The 20486-nt window shown below is 62.7% G+C and carries 17 protein-coding genes and 1 tRNA gene; 10 read left to right on the forward strand and 8 right to left on the reverse strand.

From position 1 onward, the window contains the following. Window positions 1–1374, reverse strand: coding sequence for an MBOAT family O-acyltransferase (locus CHR90_RS16315; RefSeq protein WP_094410163.1), 1374 nt, complete (start codon window positions 1372–1374; stop codon window positions 1–3). A gap of 123 nt (window positions 1375–1497) precedes the next feature. Here CHR90_RS16315 and tyrS point away from each other — a divergent pair, with 123 nt between their 5' ends. The 3 genes from tyrS to CHR90_RS16330 all read left to right on the forward strand — a co-directional run bounded on the left by tyrS (window position 1498) and on the right by CHR90_RS16330 (window position 3693). Beyond that, window positions 1498–2766 (forward strand): tyrosine--tRNA ligase, encoded by a 1269-nt coding sequence (gene tyrS / locus CHR90_RS16320; RefSeq protein WP_094410164.1) that lies wholly within the window; start codon window positions 1498–1500, stop codon window positions 2764–2766. Window positions 2767–2833: 67 nt separating this feature from the next. Continuing rightward, window positions 2834–3361 (forward strand): EndoU domain-containing protein, encoded by a 528-nt coding sequence (locus tag CHR90_RS16325; RefSeq protein ID WP_094410165.1) that lies wholly within the window; start codon window positions 2834–2836, stop codon window positions 3359–3361. A gap of 11 nt (window positions 3362–3372) precedes the next feature. Then, a complete protein-coding gene (locus CHR90_RS16330) occupies window positions 3373–3693 on the forward strand; it encodes a hypothetical protein (RefSeq protein ID WP_094410166.1) in 321 nt (106 codons plus the stop codon). A 5-nt stretch (window positions 3694–3698) separates the two neighbouring features. Here the strand turns inward: CHR90_RS16330 and CHR90_RS16335 are convergent, their stop codons facing one another. From CHR90_RS16335 to CHR90_RS16350, 4 genes are all read right to left on the reverse strand, one after another. Continuing rightward, window positions 3699–4967, reverse strand: a complete 1269-nt coding sequence (locus CHR90_RS16335; RefSeq protein WP_094410167.1) for a Tom20 family protein — start codon at window positions 4965–4967, stop codon at window positions 3699–3701. A gap of 7 nt (window positions 4968–4974) precedes the next feature. Beyond that, a complete protein-coding gene (locus CHR90_RS16340; RefSeq protein WP_094410168.1) occupies window positions 4975–5619 on the reverse strand; it encodes a hypothetical protein in 645 nt (214 codons plus the stop codon). Window positions 5620–5747: 128 nt separating this feature from the next. After that, window positions 5748–5824: transfer RNA gene (locus CHR90_RS16345), tRNA-Pro, on the reverse strand. Between the two features lie 60 nt (window positions 5825–5884). Then, window positions 5885–6895, reverse strand: coding sequence for a polyprenyl synthetase family protein (locus CHR90_RS16350; RefSeq protein ID WP_094410169.1), 1011 nt, complete (start codon window positions 6893–6895; stop codon window positions 5885–5887). Window positions 6896–7067: 172 nt separating this feature from the next. Between CHR90_RS16350 and CHR90_RS16355 the strand changes: the two genes are divergently transcribed. The 7 genes from CHR90_RS16355 (at window position 7068) to CHR90_RS16385 (ending at window position 17893) form a co-directional block, all read left to right on the forward strand. Then, a complete protein-coding gene (locus tag CHR90_RS16355; RefSeq protein ID WP_094410170.1) occupies window positions 7068–7826 on the forward strand; it encodes a tRNA1(Val) (adenine(37)-N6)-methyltransferase in 759 nt (252 codons plus the stop codon). A 99-nt stretch (window positions 7827–7925) separates the two neighbouring features. Next, window positions 7926–9302, forward strand: a complete 1377-nt coding sequence (locus CHR90_RS16360; RefSeq protein ID WP_170941444.1) for an MATE family efflux transporter — start codon at window positions 7926–7928, stop codon at window positions 9300–9302. A gap of 12 nt (window positions 9303–9314) precedes the next feature. Continuing rightward, on the forward strand, window positions 9315–9569 hold the full coding sequence (locus CHR90_RS16365) for a hypothetical protein (protein WP_094410172.1): 255 nt from the start codon (window positions 9315–9317) through the stop codon (window positions 9567–9569). 125 nt (window positions 9570–9694) lie between these two features. Beyond that, entirely contained in the window at window positions 9695–10570 is an 876-nt protein-coding gene (locus tag CHR90_RS16370) for a glycine--tRNA ligase subunit alpha (RefSeq protein WP_094410173.1), read from the forward strand. Between the two features lie 17 nt (window positions 10571–10587). Then, on the forward strand, window positions 10588–12741 hold the full coding sequence (gene glyS, locus CHR90_RS16375; RefSeq protein ID WP_094410226.1) for a glycine--tRNA ligase subunit beta: 2154 nt from the start codon (window positions 10588–10590) through the stop codon (window positions 12739–12741). A gap of 116 nt (window positions 12742–12857) precedes the next feature. Then, window positions 12858–15548 (forward strand): pyruvate, phosphate dikinase, encoded by a 2691-nt coding sequence (gene ppdK / locus CHR90_RS16380; RefSeq protein ID WP_094410174.1) that lies wholly within the window; start codon window positions 12858–12860, stop codon window positions 15546–15548. A 218-nt stretch (window positions 15549–15766) separates the two neighbouring features. Beyond that, a complete protein-coding gene (locus CHR90_RS16385) occupies window positions 15767–17893 on the forward strand; it encodes a sensor histidine kinase (protein ID WP_170941445.1) in 2127 nt (708 codons plus the stop codon). Window positions 17894–18348: 455 nt separating this feature from the next. Here the strand turns inward: CHR90_RS16385 and CHR90_RS16390 are convergent, their stop codons facing one another. From CHR90_RS16390 to CHR90_RS16400, 3 genes are read right to left on the reverse strand one after another with little or no spacing between them, the layout of a single operon-like run. Further along, entirely contained in the window at window positions 18349–18909 is a 561-nt protein-coding gene (locus CHR90_RS16390) for a carboxymuconolactone decarboxylase family protein (RefSeq protein ID WP_212668712.1), read from the reverse strand. Beyond that, complete coding sequence (locus CHR90_RS16395) at window positions 18906–19784, reverse strand: NAD(P)-dependent oxidoreductase (protein ID WP_094410177.1); 879 nt, start codon at window positions 19782–19784, stop codon at window positions 18906–18908. The genes CHR90_RS16390 and CHR90_RS16395 overlap by 4 nt, the downstream gene beginning before the upstream one ends. A 10-nt stretch (window positions 19785–19794) precedes the next feature. After that, window positions 19795–20409, reverse strand: coding sequence for an FMN-dependent NADH-azoreductase (locus CHR90_RS16400; RefSeq protein ID WP_094410178.1), 615 nt, complete (start codon window positions 20407–20409; stop codon window positions 19795–19797). Window positions 20410–20486: the final 77 nt, after the last annotated feature.

Genomic DNA, 20486 nt, shown 5'->3' on the forward strand with positions numbered 1-20486 from the left:
TTAGAACCTGAAATAAAGGAACGGGCTATAGCTGCCCTGGGCCAAGATCATACCGATCCAACCGAGGGCAGTGACGCCCAGGATAAACCGGCCCCACGGCCAGCGCGGCGCGGCGAAAGACGTGTGGGGGCGCAGCCGGGCGATGGGCAGGAGTGACAGCCCGGCAACTCCGATAGCGGCCAGCGTGCTCGCCGACAGAAAGCGCTCGGCGCTGGTGATAAACTCCGGCTGTGCGGCGCCCAGCATCGCGGTATAGACGCGCATCGCTTCGGCCAGATCGCCGACGCGGATCAGCACCAGACCGATGATCGTCACGAGCAGTGTATACATCTGCCCGAGGGGACGGGGTAAACTGGTCAGGCGCGGGACCAGCCGTTCAACGATCAGGAAAGCGCCATTATAGGCGCCCCATAGGATAAAGTTCCACCCGGCGCCATGCCATAGGCCGCACAGCAGAAAGACGATGGCAAGGTTCAGGATCGTGCGGGTCTTGCCCGTCCGGCTGCCCCCTAGCGGCAGATAGAGGTAATCGCGAAACCAGCGCGACAGGCTGATATGCCAGCGGCGCCAAAAATCGGTGACAGAGGTCGCGCGCAGCGGATAGTTGAAGTTACGCGGAAAGCGAAACCCCAGCATCAACGCCAGCCCCATCGCCATATGGGAATAGCCAGAGAAATCCAAATAAAGCTGAAGCGTGTAAAGAGAGGCGGCGATCCACGCCAGCTTCGTGCTCAACCAAGTCGGGTCGAGCCCATAGATCGCATCGACCGGCTTTGCCAGCGTATCGGCCAGCACCAGTTTTTGCAAAAGCCCGATCAGCAGCAGTTCCGCCCCGACCCGGAACCGCCCCAGCGTCAACCAGCGCCGGGCAATCTGGCGGTGTAGGCTGTGAAAGCGCACGATGGGACCGGCGATCAACTGCGGGAACAGCAGGATATAAAGGGCGAGATCGCTGAAACGCCGGGCGGGCGGGGCGGCGCCCCGATAGACATCGATCAGATACGACAGGGCGTGAAAGGTAAAAAATGAAATCCCCAGCGGCAGCGACGGCGCGCTATCGGCCGCCAGCGGCGCGGAGGGCACTAATCCGGCCAGGGTCGCGAGAATAAAGCCGCCGTATTTGAAAGTGCTCAGCAGCAGAAGCTGCCCCGTCACCCCAGCGGCCAGCCAGCGCCGGTTTCCCGCCACGCGCAGGCCGACCCCATAGGTAAAACCCATCGACAGCCCAAGCACCCAGAGGTTCGCGAGATCGCCCCAGGCATAAAAGAGAATACTGCCCGCCAGCAGCACGGCATTACGCGCCGGGATCAGCACGTAGAGCGCCAGAAAGATCGGCAAAAAATAAAATAGAAAAGGGACCGACGGGAACAGCATGAGCTTTTGTAGCCTGCCCGCTGGGGAAAGGGGAAGCAGGCAGAACCCGGCAATCTGCCTTGCGCCCCGCGCCAAACCCGCCTATCCCTCATGCCTGAGGTTCTTTACGCAGGATGCAAGAGAATGAGCGTGTTAGAGGTTTTGGAAGCGCGGGGCTTGGTCCATCAGAAGACGGCGGAAGATCTGGGCGCGGTGCTCGCGGCTGGTCCGATCACCTTCTATAATGGCTACGACCCCACGGCGACCTCGCTGCACGTCGGGCACCTGCTGCCGCTAACGCTGATGAAGCATATGCAGCGCGCGGGCCATAAGGTTATTGCGCTCATCGGCGGTGGCACGGGGTTGATTGGCGACCCGTCCGGTAAATCGACCGAACGCAATCTGCTGACGGCGGAAACCGTGGCGGAGAATGGCAAGCTGATCCATGCACAGGTGACGCGGATTTTGCAGGCCGACCAAAACCCGCCGATCTATGCCAATAACCTCGATTGGCTGGGCGGGGTGAAGCTGCTCGATTTCCTGCGCGATATCGGCAAGCATTTCTCGGTCAACGCCATGATCCAGCGCGATTCGGTCAAGTCGCGCTTCGAGCGCGACGGCGAGGGGATTTCCTTTACCGAATTCACCTACTCGCTGCTGCAAGCCTATGACTTCCTGGAATTGCATAAACGCTATGGCTGCACGATGCAGACCGGCGGGTCGGACCAATGGGGCAATATCGTCTCTGGTACCGATCTGATCCGCCGCGTCACCGGCAATCGGGCGTTCGGGCTGACCGTGCCACTGCTGACCAATTCGGACGGCAAGAAGTTTGGTAAGTCGGAAAAAGGCGCGATCTTCCTCGATCCGGCGCTGACCAGCCCCTATGCCTTCTATCAATTCTGGCTGAATGCGGCGGACGCCGACGTGCAGCGCCTGCTGCGGCTATTCACCGATATTCCGTTGGACGAAATCGCCGCGCTCGACGTCAATTCAGGTGCTCGCCCGGCGCAAAAGCTGCTGGCGGAAACCCTGACGCGCGATATCCACGGGGCGGACGCGCTGGACGGGGCGAAGAAAGCGTCGGAAGCGCTCTTCTCCGGCGCGATCCAAGGGCTGCCGGTGGCGACCCTGCTGGAAATCTTTGCCGATGTTCCTGCCGTCAGCCTGCCGCGCGAAAAGCTCGCCGAGGGCGTGGCATTGACGGATCTTCTGACTGAAACCGGCCTCACGGCCTCGAAGGGCGATGCCCGCCGCCAGCTTCAACAAGGGGCTGTGCGCCTGAACGGCGGCGAGCCTGTTTCCGGCGAACCCGTACTAACCGCCAATGATTTCATCGATGGTCAAGTTCTGGTGTTGCGTAAGGGGAAGAAGAGCTACGGGTTGGTGAGGGTCGCCGCGTCAAAAGAATAAAATGCGAGAAATTCGCCCGCCACGAGCGTATCGTCGATGAGGTTATTCTCTTTTGGCGGGTGTCCTTATGAAGCTAACGGTAACTTTCGCCCTTATTGGCGGCGCTCTGGTCTTCTCAGTCGGGGTTCCGGGGGCGGCGAAAGCCACGTGCCCGCTCCCGGCTTGGAGCAGCACGACCCCATCGTTGAACCAGACGCATGTTTTCTGCGGAGAAATCTCGAGCAAGGGCGATGTGAAAGGGTACCACTCGGAAGTGATCGTGCCGCCGAAGGCCGGGAATACGGTTGTGTCTGTCGTCGGGCAGAAATCTGTAAACGGGGATATTTTTGCGGGCTATCCGAAATTCTCCAACGGCAAGAGTAAATATTCCACCTTCTTCCCGAAGTCCTGCACCCAGGCGCAGATTATCGCATCGGCATTATACGTCGCTTCGACCGGCTCGCCCGCCCATGATTGGGGGGTGGTCGGCCTCTCCGCACCGGCCACAGGCGGTTCGACCTATTGCCTGAACCAAGGCGCCGCTTTCCCCATGAAGGTTGACCCGAAGAAGGATAAGGCGGGTCAGTTGATCCTCAATACCGCCTTCCCGCTGTAAGGAGCGTTCGGATGGACTCTCATGCCAAGGCTTTGGAACTACTAGGGCTTCCGGTAGACGGGCTGGCGGGGAGTCCACCCATTCTTGCGGATTATGTCGTCTCCGACGTTGGGCGCGACGTGCGGCGGGCGGAGGCGCTGATCGCCGCCTTGGGGGAAGCTGACGCAGCAGCGCAATTCTATGGCAATCTCTATGTGCTGGAGCCTGAGGCTGACGGGGTGCGTATCCGCCACCTTTATGACGAGGCGCGCCTAGCGACATTGCCCAAGGCGGAGGTTATCACGTGGCTGACCCGCTGGCGGGCTTTGCTCGATACGCTCCCCCAGTCTTGATGGGGTTAGTCCGAGGGGGCTTTCTCTGCTTGCCGGGCGATGTCGAGAAGCTCGGTAAACCACGCCTGCTCCCGATACGGCTCCATCCCCGGTAAGGTCAGCAGCACGGCGGGGGAGGGCAAATCCTTGCAATCCTCCAGCGCAATGCGAGCGGCATCTTCGTCCCCCAAGAGGGCATGGACGATAGCTTCGTGGAAAGTATGCCTGTGTCCGCGCACGACGGCGGCGGCCTTATAGTTGGCCAGGGCGTCGGCGAAATGCAGATCGGCCTCGCCGTCGCGCACAAGGCGGGCGTGCAGTAGATGGGCGTTGCCGAGGGTGATTAGCAGGCTGGCATCGCGTCGCTCGGTCATCGCAACCGCTTCTTCGAAGCGCCCCAGCGCGACATAGAGCAAGCGGGCCGCGTCGCTATCATCGACATAGCCCGCCAGTTCGATGAGCGTTTTACCGTGCAGAACCCGTGCATCAAGGGCGTCGGGCAGCAGGGTTACGGCGTCATTGGCAGTCAGGTTTGCTTGTTTGACCAGGGCGAAGGCCGCGTCCTCGTCCTGCACGGTTTGGGCGCCGCTCAGCAGCAGTTCGGCCAATTGCGGCAGGGTCTTCTTGAGTTCCGGCAGCTTCGGCACGGCGACGCGCAACAGGGCAACGATCCGCTGGAGCCGTTTTGCCGTATTGTCCGGGTCGACGCGCGCGCTGACTTGTAAGGTATCGAGCAACGGCAGCAGCGTCACGACCTGCAGGGGCGCCGCCTTGTACCGGGCTTCGGCGGCGGCCAGTTCAGCGTCGATCCCCTCCAGGGTTTCAAGCGTGACGCTATCGGCTGCGGCTTCTACCAGCGCCAGCAATAAGCGCGCTTGCGTAAGGGCCAAGCGGTTGAGGGCGACGTCGAGCTTTTGGGCTTTCGCTAGGGCCGCTTCGGCCCCTTGCAGCAGTTCAGGCAGCGGTTGCCCGCCCGCTTCGGCGATCCGCAACAGGGCGATGCCCATTGCCTGCCACAGCCGCCCGTCCTCTGGTGCCTTTTCGATTGCCGAATGCAGCATATCTTCGGCGGCTTCAAAGGCAGGCATATCGTCCGGCGTGGCGGCTACCAATAAAAGCGAGGCACGGAGCCCGAGGGTCATCGCCTCGCTCTTGGCGGCTTTCGCCAACCGTTCGACCTTATCTTTCGCGGCCTCTAGGGTCGCTTCCGTCTCCAGCGCCGCGCGGGTAACCTGCAGCAGGCTACCCGCTTCGAGATGCTGCGCCGGGATCGGCCAAAGCAGGGCGGAAGGCATGCCGGGTTTAGTTCTCCACCGGCTCCCACGGCAGGGGCACTTCGGCTTCGGTCCCCAGCAGGCGGCAGAGGGTGATCAGGTCCGCTTCGGTCGTATCCGGGCTGCTGTGCAGTTCCGGGATCGGCAGGAAGCGCCCGTCTTCCGGCAGGTCGCAGAGGGTGCTGAGCAGTTCCGACGGCTCATCCAGCCCATCGTGATCGACGCCATTAAGGTAATCGAGGCACACGGCCAGCAAATCGGCGAAATCTTCGTCGGTTTCGAACACGTCGGAGATATCGGCGGCGTCGATGGTCACATAGGGCAAGCCCGAAGCGCGCAGCACTTGGATCAGCAAATCCCGATGGTTCGATAGGCTGCCCCGACCAGGATAGGCGGCTTCGAGGCGCGGCACGGTCTTTTCCAGCCGGGCAATCGCGTCTTCAACCCGGGCGAGCGGCGCCGTGAGCTGGGTGACGATCTCTTCCCCATCCTCGCCCTCGGCTTCGACCATTTCGGCTTGGTACAATTGCTCCGGCCCGAACAGGCAGAGCCACAGCAGCGGAATATTTTCCTCGTCGACCGCAAGGGCCTTGAGGGTGATGCCTTCGTCGGCCTCGGGGCTGGGATAGATCGTCTCTTGATCGCAGGCGAGCAGGAAGGCAGTGCGGGCCATGATCGGTCCTTTCGGGCGATTGGAATGGGGCAACCATAGGGGAAAGCGCCGGGGCTGGATAGGGCCGAGAAGGTTCAGCAGCCCAAAACAAAACCGCCGCAGCGGTTTCCCACAGCGGCGGTTTGGTTTGGTCGGAGTGAGAGGATTCGAACCTCCGCTCTCTTGCTCCCGAAGCAAGCGCTTTACCAGGCTAAGCTACACTCCGTCAGGTCAGCCCCCGTTTTCGCGGGGGAGGGCGGCTGTATAGCGCCCCCGCGCGGCAGCGTCAATACCCCCGCGCAACAGCGAAATCGATGGCCTCCATCAAACTCGCGCGGATCGGCAAAGCCGGGAAGCGGGCGAGGGCGGCCTTGGCGTCTTCACCGACCTGACGGGCGCGTTCCACCGTTTCGCGGATGGTGCCGTATTTTTCCATCAGCGCTTGGGCGGTGGTCAGATCATCGTCGGTCTGTTCCAGATCCTCGATGGTCCGGTGCCAGAAGGCTTTTTCTTCGGCCGTGCCGCGCGCATAGGCCAGGATCACCGGCAGCGTCACTTTGCCCTCGCGGAAATCGTCGCCCACGGTCTTGCCCAGGGCGGCCTGACTGGCGGCATAATCCAACGCATCGTCGATCAACTGGAAGGCAACGCCAAGCTGCGTGCCGAAATAGCGCAGGGCGCTAATCTCTTCCTCGGGCCGGTCGGCGACCACGGCGCCCACTTCGGCGGCGGCGGCGAAGAGGACGGCGGTTTTAGCGCCAATCACCTCAAGATACCGCGCCTCATCGGTCGCAAGATCGCCCGTGGTCAGCAGTTGGTGCACTTCCCCTTCGGCAATCACGGCAGAGGCATTGGCGAGAACGCCCAGCACGCGCAGCGACCCGTCTTCGACCATCAATTGAAACGCGCGGGAGAAAAGGAAATCGCCGACCAGGACGCTCGATTTATTGCCAAAAACCGCATTGGCCGAGGCGGCGCCCCGGCGCAGCAGGCTTTCGTCGACCACATCATCGTGCAGCAGGGTGGCCGTATGGATGAATTCGACGCAGGCGGCCAACATCTGGTGCCGGGTACCGCGATAGCCACAGAGTTGGGCCGCAGCGAGAGTGATCAGCGGGCGCAGCCGCTTGCCGCCAGCGGCGATCAGATGGCTGGCAAGCTGCGGGATCAGCGCGACCGGGCTTTGCATGCGGTCGAGAATGAGCGCATTCACCGCCGCCATATCCTCCGCAACCAGCGCGACGAGCGGGTCCAGGGACGGCGCGGCCGTTTCGGGCGAGGGCATCGGTCGGGTCATGATAGCGCGTCAATCCGTCCTTCGGTCGGGCGTCAAGCCAGGGGTCTCTCGACGCGCTCGCCGTAACCCCTTAGACTTGAGAGAACATCCTTGCGGCGGGAGCATAGGCGGCGCACCCGTCCGGTCAAGTCAGATTACCAGGATCAGCCGCTGCTAAGGGCGTTTCTTTCCCGTGTTAACCTCTGCCGTCTTCCCCGAAACCGTGACCGAGGCCCCGTTTTACGGTGGGCGCCTGCGTCTGCGGCAGCCGGAAAGCGGCTATCGCGCGGCGATTGACCCGGTGTTGTTGGCCGCCCGGCAGGCGCCGCGTCCGGGATCGGTTTGGCTTGATCTGGGGTGCGGGGTGGGGGCGGCCAGCCTCTGCCTGCTGGCGCGCTGCCCGGAGGTTTCGGTGATCGGGGTGGAGATCGACCCGCTCTTGGCGGATCTCGCCCGGCAGAATGCCGCGCTGAATGGGTTTTCCGACCGGTTTCGGATCATCGAGAGCGATGTGGCGGCGCTGCGGTCGGTCGATTTACCGGCGCTTGCGGGGATCTTCACCAATCCGCCGTTTCATGCTCCGGCGGCCACCCCCTCGCCGGACGGGCGCCGCACCCGAGCGACACATGGGGACGTCTTGACGGATTGGTGCGCGATTGCCGCTCGGCTACTGCCCCATCGCGGCAGCTTTAGCCTGATCACCCGCGCCGATGCCCTGGCCGCAGTGCTGGCAGCCTTCGCAGCGGCGCGCCCGGCGTTCGGCGGGATTACGCTGCTGCCGCTATGGCCGCGCGCGGGCCAAGCGGCCAAGCGCCTGCTGGTGACGGCGCGATTGGGGAGCCGGGCGCCCTTCGTCCTCGGCGCAGGGCTGGTGCTGCATGCGGCGGGAAACGCGTATACAGCCGAATGTGATGCAATTTTGCGGGGAGGGGCATCCCTCGAAAACCGCTAAAGTCACGGCGTCGACGCTTTGTATGCTTGACCTCTCGGTCAGGAGGGGGTTGGACTAACATTTTACCAAGGCCATCTTGGAATTATGAGCGCCGAACCGATGATCGGGGCCCCCGCTAGTGGCGGCCTCCCCCATGCCTCTCTCTCGCTGGTGGCGCAGGCCCTTGCCTCCCTGAAGCTCGCGGTGCCGATTATTATCGGCCAATTGGCGCTGATCGGCCTGAACGTCGTCGCGACGCTGCTGATGGGCCGTATCGGGACGCAAGCAATGGCGGCGGGCGTGCTGGGGAACGCTTTCTTCTTCTCGATGGCAGTGATCGCCAACGGGATTCTGTCGTCAACCGGCGTGATGGTCGCGCAGGCGGAAGGGCGCGGCGATCCGCAGCGGGCGGCAGGCTATGCCCAGCGCGGGCTGTTGCTGGCGCTGTTGCTGTCGGTCCCCGCCTGCGCGGTGCTGATCGGCGCCCCCTATTTCCTGGCAGCGATCGGTCAAGCCCCGGCGCAAGTGGCGTTGACGGGCCGCTATCTGGGCACTTTGGCTTTTGCAATGGTGCCTTATGCGATGGTGCTGGCGCTGCGCTATTTTCTGGCGGCGGTCGAACGCCCGATGATGGGGACGGTGACGGCAATTTTTGGCGTCGGTGTCGAATTTATTGTCGGCCAGATGCTGCTGCCGATGGGCGTCGCGGGCGTCGGGCTTGCCGTGGCGGCGGGGTGCCTCGCCATGTTGCTCGGCATGCTGGTCTATCTGCGCCTATCGGTGCCCTTGCAGGTCTATGGGCTGTTTCAGCGGGGGCGGGCACAGGCGGGTCAGATGGGGGACTTGTGGCGCATCGGTTGGCCGATGGGGGTGGCGTTTGGGGCGGAAACCCTGTTTTTTATGCTGACCACGACCCTGGCGGGCTATTTCACCCTGCCGGAAATCGCCGCCCATAGTATCGGCTATCAAAGCATCATCACCGCCTTCATGATCGCCGTTGGTCTGTCGCATGCGACGATGGTGCGCGTTGCCCGCGCGGCGGGGGAGGGGGATATCGTCGCCGTTCGCCGCATCGGTTGGGCGGGCATTATGCTCGGCTGGCTGGGGATGGGCGGCACGGGGCTGGTATTGGCCTTGGGCGGGCGCTGGATTGCGGCGCGCTTCCTTGATCCCGCTGTGGGGGACGCGGCCACGGTTTTCGATTTCGCCGCGCCGCTGCTGGTCATTGCGGCGCTGTTCCAACTGTTCGACGGCACCCAGGCGATTGCCGCCGGGGCCCTGCGTGGCCTCAAAGATACGCGCGGGCCGATGGTGATCGGGCTGATCGCCTATTGGCCGGTCGGGATGGCCAGCGGCGCGCTGCTGGCGTTTACCTTGGACTTGCGCTTGATCGGTCTTTGGAGCGGCCTTGCCCTTGGCCTTGCAGTAGCGGCAGTGGCGCTGACGGTGCGCTTCCACGTGAGATCGCGGCACTTGCCAGCGTCCGCGAAAGGGTGAAAACTGCGCGCCATGTTCGGTTTCTCCTTCGCAAAGCTCCTGGTTCTCGTCGCCGTCTGCGTTGCCGGATGGTATCTGCTGACCCGCGCCCGGGCCGTGCCGCCCGCCCGCCGTCCGCCCGCGCCGGAACCGCAAAAGCCGCCGCCCCGCCCTGCCGAAAGCGCAGGGCAGATGGAAGATTTGCGCAAGTGCACCTTCTGCGACATCTATGTGCCCGTGCGCAATGCGCGCTCCTGCGGGCGGCCCAACTGTCCGCACGCGCCCTAAACCCCTGAAACCGGCCAATTCGTTTCGGGTGCAACGCCGAAAACCTGCGGCACGGCGCTTGATTCGCCAAGGGTCGGCAGACTAAGGTGCGCGCGTTTTTCGCTGTGTCACCGAAAGGTCATAGGATGGCGTCGCGCCCGCTTCCGTTTCAGTCGCTGATCCTGACGCTGCAGAGCTTTTGGGCAAGCCAAGGCTGCGCGCTGTTGCAGCCCTATGATGTGGAGGTTGGGGCCGGTACCTTTCATCCGGCAACGACGCTGCGCACCCTGGGGCCGGAAACCTGGAACGTCGCTTACGTTCAGCCGTCGCGCCGCCCGACCGATGGCCGTTATGGCGAGAACCCCAACCGCCTACAGCATTATTATCAGTTCCAGGTCATCCTGAAGCCGTCGCCGGTCGATCCGCAGGCCCTGTATCTTGAAAGCCTGAAGGCGCTGGGCATCGATCCCGCCCTGCACGACATCCGCTTTGTCGAGGACGATTGGGAAAGCCCGACCCTGGGCGCCTGGGGCCTTGGCTGGGAAGTCTGGTGTGACGGGATGGAAGTCACCCAGTTCACCTATTTCCAGCAGGTGGGCGGCATCGAAGCCAATCCGGTGTGCGCCGAGCTGACCTATGGGCTGGAACGCCTCGCCATGTACGTCCAGGGTGTCGAGAACGTCTATGATCTCGACTGGAACGGCGTCGAGGGGCCGGGGCGCAAGACCTATGGCGATGTCTTCTTGGAAAACGAGAAGCAGTTCAGCGCCTATAACTTCGAGCATGCCAATACCGAGGTGTTGTTCCGCCACTTCATCGAAGCCGAAGCCGAATGCCAGAAGCTGCTGGCGGCAAACCTGCCGCTGCCCGCCTATGACCAAGCGATCAAAGCCAGCCATACGTTCAACCTGCTCGATGCGCGCGGGGTGATTTCGGTCACCGAACGCGCCGCCTATATCGGCCGGGTGCGCGCGCTCTCGAAAGGGTGTTGCGAAGGCTGGCTTGCGGCGCGCAGCGCCTAATGCGTCAGGATCAGATTATGGCCGATTTGCTGCTCGAACTCTTTTCCGAAGAAATCCCCGCCCGCATGCAGGCGCGCGCGGCGGAGGAGTTGAAGGACCGTCTGACGGTGGCTTTGACCGACGCGGGCCTCGCCCCCGCTAGCGTCACCGCTTGGGTAACGCCGCGCCGCGTCGCCTTCCACGTCACGGGCCTGCCGACCGCCCAGCCAGACCGGACTGAAGAGCGCAAAGGCCCGCGCGCCGATGCGCCGGATGGGGCGATCCAGGGCTTCCTCAAATCGACCGGCCTGACCCGCGACCAGCTTGAAACCCGCGAGACCGATAAGGGCGCGGTGCTCTTCGCCGTCACCCATATTCAGGGCCGCGCCACGCGCGAGGTTCTGCCTGAGCTGATTTGCGGCCTGATCCTCGGGTATACGTGGCCTAAATCGATGCGCTGGCGCGACACGCGCCTTGCCTGGGTGCGCCCGCTGCGCTCGATCCTGGCGCTTTTCGACGGGCAGGCGCTGCCGGGCGGTCTGCATCTAGGCCGGAATCTCGAGGGCGGCGAGCAGCCGGGCTATCGCGCCGCCGGGGCGGCGGACGATCTCAACTATCTGCCGTTTGGCACCACGACCTATGGTCATCGTTTCCTGGCGCCTGCCGCGATCACGGTGGCCGATGCCGCCGAGTATCAGGCGAAGCTGCGGGCGGCCTCGGTGCTGCTTGACCGCGAAGAGCGCAAACGCCTGATCTTGGCCGAAGCGGAAAAACTGGCCGAATCGGTCGGCTGCCGTCTGAAGCCTGATGCCGGATTACTCGAAGAAGTGGCGGGCCTCGTTGAATGGCCGGTGCCGCTGCTCGGGCGCATTGACGATGCCTTTATGGATGTGCCTGCCGAGGTGCTGACGACGTCGATGCGCGAACATCAGAAGTATTTCGCCCTGACGCCCAAGGATGCGGCAGACGGCGATACGCGCATCGCCGCCTATTTCATCACCGTTGCCAATATGGTGGCGCAGGATGGCGGCGCGGCGATCATTTCCGGCAATCAGCGTGTGTTGCGCGCCCGCCTGTCGGACGCCCGCTTCTTCTGGGATCAGGACCGCAAGGTGCGGCTGGAAGCCTGGGCGGAAAAACTGCAAAGCCGGGTGTTCCACGCCAAGCTCGGCACGGTTTCGGCCCGGGTGGATCGTCTCGCCGTGCTGGCGCTCGCGCTCGCGGGGCAGACCGGGGCCGATGGCGCCTTGGCGGAACGGGCCGCGCGTCTCGCTAAGGCCGATCTTTCGACCGGCATGGTCGGGGAATTCCCCGAACTGCAAGGCGTGATCGGGCGCTATTACGCCCGCCATCAGAAAGAAGACGAGGCGGTGGCCCAGGCTATCGCCGATCATTACGCGCCGCTCGGCCCGTCCGATCGGGTGCCGACCGCGCCGGTATCCCGCGTCGTCGCGCTCGCCGATAAGCTCGACTTGCTCGCCGGGTTCTTCGCGATTGACGAAAAACCGACCGGCTCGAAAGACCCGTTCGCCCTGCGCCGCGCCGCCCTTGGCGTGCTGCGCATTATCACTGAAAACGGTCTGCGCCTGCCGCTGCGCCCGGTGTTGGAGGCGGCGGTGTCGCTCTATGCGCCGCTGGTCGAAAAACTCGACAAGGCCGCGACGGTCGATGCGCTGCTAGCCTTCTTGGCTGACCGCCTGAAAGTTGCTCTGCGCGATCAGGGCCAGCGCCATGATCTGATCCAGGCGGTGTTCGCGCTTGGGACGGAAGACGATGTGGTGCGCCTGCTCGCCCGCGTCACCGCGCTCAGCGATTTCATCGCGACGCCGGTCGGGGCCGATATGCTGGCCGCCTATCGCCGCGCCGCGAATATCCTGAAAATCGAAGAAAAGAAGGACGGGCGCCCTGCCCAGGCGACCGTTTCCACCCCTCTGCTGGCCCAAGCAGAGGAAAAAGCCTTGGCCGAAGCGCTTTCGACGGCATTGCCCGCCGTCGAAGCCGCTCTGGCGCAAGAGCAGTTCGTCGAAGCCATGACCCGGCTCGGCGCGCTGCGCGATCCCGTTGATGCGTTCTTCACGCATGTGACGGTGAATGCCGATGACGCGGCCCTGCGCGCCAATCGTTTGGCGTTGCTGGCCCAAATTCGGCAGGCCTGTTCGGCAATTGCCGACTTTGGTCTGATTGAAGGTTAGAGCGTTTATTTAGCAAATACGTCGTCGCGGGTGTGCCACCCGCTCGGGATTTGCTCTAGGGGCGTCGGGGCTAAGCAGCCCATAACAACCGCTTTTACCGGGGTAAGGGGAATAAGATGGCTGACGCAACGAAGTGGGTTTACAGCTTCGGCGACGGAAAGTCGGAAGGTAACGCTGGCATGCGCAATCTGCTCGGCGGCAAGGGCGCGAACCTTGCCGAAATGAGCAACCTCGGCCTGCCGGTGCCGCCGGGCTTCACCGTGACCACGGAAGTCTGCACCTATTACTACGCCAATGGCCGTCAATATCCTGCCGAGTTGCGCGCCCAGGTGGCGGCGGCGCTTGGCGATGTCGAAGCCATTGTCGGCAAGAAATTCGGCGATCCCGCCAATCCGCTGCTCGTCTCCGTCCGCTCCGGCGCCCGCGCTTCGATGCCGGGGATGATGGATACGGTGCTGAACCTCGGCCTCAACGACATCACTGTGGAAGGGCTGGCCCAGCTCTCCGGCGATGCGCGCTTTGCCTACGACAGCTACCGCCGCTTCATCCAGATGTACTCGAACGTCGTGCTCGACATCGATCATCATCACTTCGAAGAAATTCTCGACCGGCATAAGGACGAGAAGGGCCATAGCCTCGATACCGACCTGACCGCCGACGATTGGAAGGCCGTGGTCGCCGACTATAAGGCCGAAGTAAAGCACGCCCTGGGCAGCGATTTCCCGCAAGACCCGCAGGAACAGCTTTGGGGCGCGGTCGGTGCGGTGTTCGCAAGCTGGATGAACCAGCGCGCCATTGTTTACCGGCGCCTGCACGAAATCCCGGAAAGCTGGGGCACGGCGGTCAACGTCCAGGCGATGGTCTTCGGTAATATGGGCCAGGATTGCGCGACGGGCGTTGCCTTTACGCGCGACCCCTCGACCGGCGAAAATGTTTTCTATGGCGAATATCTGATCAACGCCCAGGGCGAAGACGTGGTGGCGGGGATCCGCACGCCGCAGCAGATCACCATCCAGGGCAAGCTCGCCAATCATTCGACGCTGCCCGCGATGGAAGAATCCATGCCCGGCGTGTTTGCCGAATTGGCGGCGGTGCGCGACAAGCTGGAAAAGCATTTCCGCGACGTGCAGGACATCGAGTTCACTGTGCAGTCGGGCAAGCTCTACATGCTGCAAACCCGCAGCGGTAAGCGCACGGCGCAGGCGGCGCTAAAGATCGCCGTCGATATGGCGAACGAGGGGCTGATCACCCAGGACGAAGCCATCCAGCGCGTCGAGCCGCGCAGCCTGGATCAGCTTCTGCATCCGCGCCTCGACCCGAACGCGCCGCGCAATCTGCTCTCGCGCGGGCTGCCGGCGTCGCCGGGGGCTGCGGCGGGGAAAGTAGTTTTTTCGGCGGATGCGGCGGAAGATCTCGCCTCGAAGGGCGAAGCGGTCATCCTGGTGCGGATCGAAACGAGCCCGGAAGATATTCACGGCATGCACGCCGCCAAGGGCATTCTGACGACGCGCGGCGGCATGACCAGCCACGCGGCGGTGGTGGCCCGCGGCATGGGCCGTCCGTGCGTCGCCGGGGCGGGGGATATCCGCGTCGACTACGCAGCGGGCACCCTGTCGGTGCGCGGCACGACGGTGAAGGCGGGGGATTTCATCACCCTCGACGGCGGTACCGGCGAAGTCTTCGTCGGTCAGGTGCCGACCTTGCAGCCGGAACTGTCGGGCAGCTTCGCCACGCTGATGGGCTGGGCGGATGCCAAGCGCACGCTGAAAGTCCGCACCAATGCCGAAACCCCGCTGGATGCCCGCACCGCGCGGCAGTTCGGCGCGGAAGGCATTGGCCTGTGCCGGACGGAGCATATGTTCTTCGACGCCGACCGCATCATCGCCGTGCGCGAAATGATTATGTCGGACGATGAAGCGGGCCGCCGGGCGGCACTGGCGAAGATTTTGCCGATGCAGCGCAGCGATTTCGTCGAGCTGTTCACCATCATGGCCGGGCTGCCGGTGACGATCCGCCTGCTCGATCCGCCGCTGCACGAGTTCTTGCCGCATTCGGAAGCCGAAATGCAGGAAGTAGCCAAGGCGGCGGGGAAGGATTTGGCTTTCGTTAAGGCGCGCGGGGCGGCGCTGCACGAATCGAACCCGATGCTCGGTCATCGCGGCTGCCGCTTGGGCGTGACCTATCCTGAAATCTACGAAATGCAGGCGCGGGCGATTTTCGAAGCCGTCGTCGCGGTTCAGAAGGACAGCGGCGCGACGGTCGAACCGGAAATTATGATCCCGCTGGTGGCGACCCGCAAAGAACTCGATCTGTTGAAAGCGGTGATCGACCGGGTAGCGAGCGAAGTGTCGGCGACTTCGGGTTTGAAGCTCGCGTATCTTGTCGGCACGATGATCGAACTGCCGCGCGCGGCGCTGCAAGCCGGGAAGATCGCCGAAACGGCGGAATTCTTCAGCTTCGGCACCAACGATCTGACCCAGACAACCTTCGGCCTGTCGCGCGACGATGCGGGGAACTTCCTGCAATCCTACCTGCGCCAAGGCATTCTGGAGGAAGACCCCTTCGTCTCCCTCGATCAGGACGGCGTGGGCGAGTTGGTGCAGATTGCCGCCGACCGTGGCCGGGCGACGCGCGGCGACCTAAAGCTCGGTATTTGCGGCGAACATGGCGGCGATCCGGCCTCCATCGCCTTCTGTCAGAAGGTCGGCCTCAACTACGTCTCCTGCTCGCCCTACCGGGTGCCGATTGCCCGGCTGGCAGCCGCACAAGCAGCGCTTGCGGTTAGCTTTAATAAAGACAACCTTTAGCGTGTAAATCGGGCGGGGGCTTAGGTGAGACCCCGCCTTTTTTGCGCAATTCTGCCAGGTTCGGCGCCCTAAAACCGCGTTCATTCAGACATTAATTTGCGGTTAGAGAATAAAAAACCGGGGCAACCGGTGTGCCGAATGTCTATACTCCTGTATACGACCTACTTCAGCGGGAGTGACGCGCGGCGATGCGCACAGGGGAGGGAATGAAGCCCGGAATGGCCAGCCGCATCCTGCTGATGCGCGCGGGCATTGTGCTGGGAACCCTCGCCTTCATTGCCGCCGTGTTTTTGCAAGCCTCGGTCAATGTCCGCACCAACGAGGCGACGGCGCGGGCCGCAGCCTCGCGTGCGGCGGATATGACCGCGCTCTCGCTGCGGTCGCTGGTCGATCAGACGTTTGGGCAGGTCGATCAGGCCATCCAGATTTTGGCGCCGCATATTTCCCTGCCATTCCCGCTCGCGCCCGCCGCCGTGAAACCCGATTTGAATGACCGGATGGCCGTGCTTGTCGGCACGCTCGATGCGGTAACGGGGGCGATTGCCTTATCGCCGGATGGTATTCTGCTGGGGCGCTGGGGGGAGGAGCTGGACGATCCGCTAAGTTCCGATCTGTACCGCATGCCCCGTCCGGGGGGCGGGTTCGAGATTGAAGCGGTGGGCGACATGGGCCGCCCCGGGCGCGTGGTGCTGGGGCGCTGGGTGCAGTCCGACCTTACCGGCGCGCAGGCAGTGGTTTTGGTGACGATCGACCTAAAGCGCCTCCTACCGCCGGAACTGCCTGATCAACTGGGCGCGGGCGGGCGGCTGGCCCTGCTGTTGCAAACAGGTGAGGTCGCGGCGGTTTTGAAAACGGGCCGCCCGGCGTTGGCGGCGGGCAAATTTGTTTCGGTCAGCAGCGAGGCGGAGGGCGGGGTAACCCGCACCCCATCAGGCCTGCCGTTTGGAACCTTAACCGGCGCGCGCGTTGGTCAAGAAGTGATCTGGCGCCTGCCGCTGCGCACGACGCCGATGGACCTGCTGCTGACGTTTCACCCAACCGAAACTTTGGCAGCCGTTCGCGATGGCGCACGCAGCACGTGGATCGTCGCCTATGCCGCCTCCTTCGTCGTTCTCATCCTTGGCATTGCCCTGATGGCGCAGTTGATGCGGGTGGAGCGCAACCGCCGTCGTCTCGATGCGCAGGATGCCGCACTGCGCGCCAGCAATACGAAGCTAGAAGCGGCCCTGGCCCATATGAACCAGGGGCTTGTGATGTTCGACGGCGATGGGCGGATTTTGCTCTATAACCGCCGCTACCTCGATATCTTCGGGTACGACCCAAACCGCTCTTACCTCAATCTCACGTTGGCCGACCTTTATGCGATGGCCGAACAGATGGGCCGCTTAGGGCCGATGGTCGATGCCGAGCATATTCAGGCGCGGCTGGATAGTTTGGAGCGGGGGCAGCGGCTGCAGTTCATTCGGCAACTCTCCAACGGCACTTATGTGGAATGCCGTCACGAGCCGCTGAATAATGGCTGGTCTTTATCCACTTATACCGATGTCAGCGATTTGATCCGCACCGCCAATGCCTTTGCTAAGGCGAAAGACGAGGCAGAGCAGGCCAACCGGGCGAAATCGGTCTTTCTCGCCAATATGAGCCACGAGCTGCGCACGCCGTTGAATGCCATCCTCGGCTTTTCCGATGCGTTGATCGGCGGCTACTTCGGGCCGGTGGCGGAAAAACACCTAGAATATCTTCAGGCTATCCAAACGTCGGGCCGTTATCTGCTGGAGTTGATCGCCGATATCCTCGACCTCGCCAAGATCGAAGCCGGGCGCTACGACTTGCAGCCCGGCTGGCTGCGCGTCGAAACCCCCGTCCAAGAAGCCCTGGCCCTTTTGGCGGCGCGGGCTGAAAAAGCCCGGATCGATTTGGTGGCGAAAGTGCCATCCGATTTGATGATCTATGCCGATGACCGCGCCCTGCGGCAAATTCTGCTAAACCTGCTGACCAATGCCGTTAAGTTCACCCGGCCCGAGGTGGGGGAGCGCGGGACGGTGTCCGTCAAAGCGGCTGCCGCCTCGGACGGGCGTGGCGTCACCCTGACCGTGCGCGACAATGGCATCGGCATCCCGCCCGAAATGCAGGAGGCGATCTTGCAGCCCTTCGTGCAGGTCGAATCGGCACAGACGACCACCGACGGCGGTACCGGCTTGGGCCTATCCATCGTGCGGGGGCTTGTGGAGGGCCACGGCGGGCGGCTGACGTTCGAAAGCGAGGTTGGGGCGGGGACGGTCTTCCGCATCTGGCTCCCGACACCGCTGACGGAGGCGGCGCAGGACCAGGCCCCCGGTGCCTAGGCCGGTCAGCCGCTTAGTATTTCTATGAAAAAGACCCCAGGGATCGGCACCATAGGGTGCGATATCGCCCTTGGCTTGAATCTATCGGTTGGCTATATCTAGTTCCGGTTAAGCGGGCGTGGCGGAATCGGTAGACGCAACGGACTTAAACCAAACTGAGTGCGCTTGGGGAAACCCAGGACGTAGAACTGCTCAAAGTCGGGGAAACCTTCACTGGCAATCCCGAGCCAAGCCCGGAAACGGGAAGGTGTAGAGACTAGACGGGCAGCACCTAAGGCCAGACGGCTAGGGTGAAGGGATAGTCCAGACCACAAACGCCTTGGTTCCGGGGCGGCGGCGAAAGCCGTAGCTGGTACGAAAATCCGTCGGGGGCAACCCCATACCGGTTCAAGTCCGGTCGCCCGCACCATTCTTCCGAATTTCTGGCCCCTCCGAAAGGAAGGGCCATTGTTACATCAGCGTTCGTCGGGATGAACCCAGGCGAAGGGCTTTACGGGATCATCCAACTCGGTGTGTGCCAAGGCATTGGTGAAATTCGATAGAAGTTTAGCGGCTAAGCCCATCAAGATTTCCAGCGCTTGCCGTTGGCTGAAACCGGCCGCAAAAAACTCCGCGAGCGCTGTGTCGCCGACGTGCCCCCGCTGAAGAAGAAGCTGTCGCGTGAACTGCCGCAAGCTCTCGAGGCGCGGATCAGTCAGGGGTTTGCCGTCCCGCAAGGCAGTGATGATGTCGGCGGGCATTTTTTGCAACGTCATCAGTAGCGAATGACCGGCGGTGCAATAATGGCACCTGTTCTCATAATTTGCCGTCATCATAACGATTTGCTGTTCTAACGGGGACAGGGTGGTTTCCGCTAGGAACAGCCCGAAGGTGGTGGTGTATGCCTGATATAGGGGCGGCGCTTCGGCCATGATTTGATGAAGCTTCGGAAAGAAACCGAATGTCTTTTCTGATTGCGCGATGAGGGCCTGCGAGGCTTCCGGGGCGGTGGCTTTGGTATGGTAGACGAACATCATATTTTCTCCGGCGGTGAGGCGGCTGGGGCGTAGAGACGGATAATCCCGGTGAGATTATCGGCGCCGAATCCTGCGGCGATGGCGCGTTGGAACACGGCGCGGGTTGCGGCGATCATAGGGGCCTGTGCGGCTGCTTCGGCGGCATAACCAAAGTCTTTTTCCACGATTTCAACGGGAAACAGAGGCGGAAAGCCTTGGGATAGCATGCTGGTAGCGGCAGCTTTGGCGGCGGGGCTGGCCGCTGGGGTAGCGATCAGCGCTTCAACGGCGCGCGCTGGGGCGTCGATATGGGCAGTAATCATCGGAATGATTTCTGCCAGCGCGGCAACTTGGATGCCAAAGAGGGCGTTTACCGCGAGTTTCGTAATCGCGCCGCTGCCGTTCGGCCCGAGATGATGGAGGATGCTTCCCATTGTCTGAAGAATGGGAGCCATCTTCCCAACGGTGGTCTCGGTGCCCCCCAGGAGGAAGATCAACTGGCGTTGATCGGCTTGCGGGCGCGACCCCACAACGGGCGCATCGAGAAAGTTAATCCCTCGGTTAGTTGCCGCAGCGGCGAGGGCTTTTACCCACGGTAGGCTCAGGGTCGAACATTCCACCGCCGTCGCCTGCGGTGTCATGGCCGATAGAGCGCCGGTTACTGGATCCAACCAAACGGCGCGCGACGCTATATCATTCCGAACCATAGCGAGAACGCTATCCGCCCCCGCTGCCGCCTTCGCGGGGGTTTCGGACCATTCAGCCCCCGCTTGAAGCAGGGGCGCGGCCTTTTCCGGCGACCGGTTCCAAATCCGAACGGTATGCCCGGCGGCAATCAGATGGGCCGCCATGCGGCTTCCCATCGCGCCCAATCCTAAAAAGGCTATCGTTGCCATGATGGCCGCCTTACGCGGGGAGGGCGGTGTCGATCGCCGCCTTCGCTGCCTCGATCTGGCTGGCGAGTGCGTCGCCGCCCGTTGCAGCCATTTCAGCATTGAAGAAGTGCGTATCGGCCATGCCCAGAAAGGTCAGCAGGAAGCGCAAATAGGGTTCAACGAAGTTGGCGGCGCTGAAGCCTTGCCCCGGCCCATATCCGGCCGCCCCATAGGCGCAGGTCACGAAGACCTGTTTACCGGTCACCAGCCCGTCGAATGTCTGCCCGTCATAGCGAAAGGTATGGCCAATGCGAACAATCTGATCGATCCAGGCTTTTAGGGCGGACGGGATCGAGAAATTATACATCGGCACGGTCAGCAGCAGATAATCGGCGCTCCGCAGTTCGCCGATCAGCTCGTCTGAAAGGGCTGTGGCCGTGCGGAGGGCATCCGTCATTTGGTCGGTCGGCGTGTAATAGCCAGCAATCGTGGCTTCGGTGATATGGGGTAGGGACGCGAGATCGCGTCGCAAGATGCGAAGGTCTGGTTTTGCCAAACGCAGACGGTTTTCCAGATGGTCGCCCAATTGACGGGAAACCGACCCTTCTTGACGGGCGCTGGCATCAAGACGAAGCAAAACAGGCATGAGGAACCTCCAAGGAATGCCGCGTCCCCTATGGACGCGCCTTAGAGAGTTCACCGATGTCGAATGATCGATTAAGC

Source organism: Elstera cyanobacteriorum (genome assembly GCF_002251735.1).
In the GTDB taxonomy this organism is placed as follows: Bacteria; Pseudomonadota; Alphaproteobacteria; order Elsterales; family Elsteraceae; genus Elstera; species Elstera cyanobacteriorum.

Bases quoted from the DNA above. Each gene is read 5' to 3' on its own strand.
- CHR90_RS16315 (WP_094410163.1), bottom strand. From the start codon at position 1,374: ATGCTGTTCCCGTCGGTCCCTTTTCTATTTTATTTTTTGCCGATCTTT.
- tyrS (WP_094410164.1), top strand. From the start codon at position 1,498: ATGAGCGTGTTAGAGGTTTTGGAAGCGCGGGGCTTGGTCCATCAGAAG.
- CHR90_RS16325 (WP_094410165.1), top strand. From the start codon at position 2,834: ATGAAGCTAACGGTAACTTTCGCCCTTATTGGCGGCGCTCTGGTCTTC.
- CHR90_RS16330 (WP_094410166.1), top strand. From the start codon at position 3,373: ATGGACTCTCATGCCAAGGCTTTGGAACTACTAGGGCTTCCGGTAGAC.
- CHR90_RS16335 (WP_094410167.1), bottom strand. From the start codon at position 4,967: ATGCCTTCCGCCCTGCTTTGGCCGATCCCGGCGCAGCATCTCGAAGCG.
- CHR90_RS16340 (WP_094410168.1), bottom strand. From the start codon at position 5,619: ATGGCCCGCACTGCCTTCCTGCTCGCCTGCGATCAAGAGACGATCTAT.
- CHR90_RS16350 (WP_094410169.1), bottom strand. From the start codon at position 6,895: ATGACCCGACCGATGCCCTCGCCCGAAACGGCCGCGCCGTCCCTGGAC.
- CHR90_RS16360 (WP_170941444.1), top strand. From the start codon at position 7,926: ATGATCGGGGCCCCCGCTAGTGGCGGCCTCCCCCATGCCTCTCTCTCG.
- CHR90_RS16365 (WP_094410172.1), top strand. From the start codon at position 9,315: ATGTTCGGTTTCTCCTTCGCAAAGCTCCTGGTTCTCGTCGCCGTCTGC.
- CHR90_RS16370 (WP_094410173.1), top strand. From the start codon at position 9,695: ATGGCGTCGCGCCCGCTTCCGTTTCAGTCGCTGATCCTGACGCTGCAG.
- glyS (WP_094410226.1), top strand. From the start codon at position 10,588: ATGGCCGATTTGCTGCTCGAACTCTTTTCCGAAGAAATCCCCGCCCGC.
- ppdK (WP_094410174.1), top strand. From the start codon at position 12,858: ATGGCTGACGCAACGAAGTGGGTTTACAGCTTCGGCGACGGAAAGTCG.
- CHR90_RS16385 (WP_170941445.1), top strand. From the start codon at position 15,767: ATGGCCAGCCGCATCCTGCTGATGCGCGCGGGCATTGTGCTGGGAACC.
- CHR90_RS16390 (WP_212668712.1), bottom strand. From the start codon at position 18,909: ATGATGTTCGTCTACCATACCAAAGCCACCGCCCCGGAAGCCTCGCAG.
- CHR90_RS16395 (WP_094410177.1), bottom strand. From the start codon at position 19,784: ATGGCAACGATAGCCTTTTTAGGATTGGGCGCGATGGGAAGCCGCATG.
- CHR90_RS16400 (WP_094410178.1), bottom strand. From the start codon at position 20,409: ATGCCTGTTTTGCTTCGTCTTGATGCCAGCGCCCGTCAAGAAGGGTCG.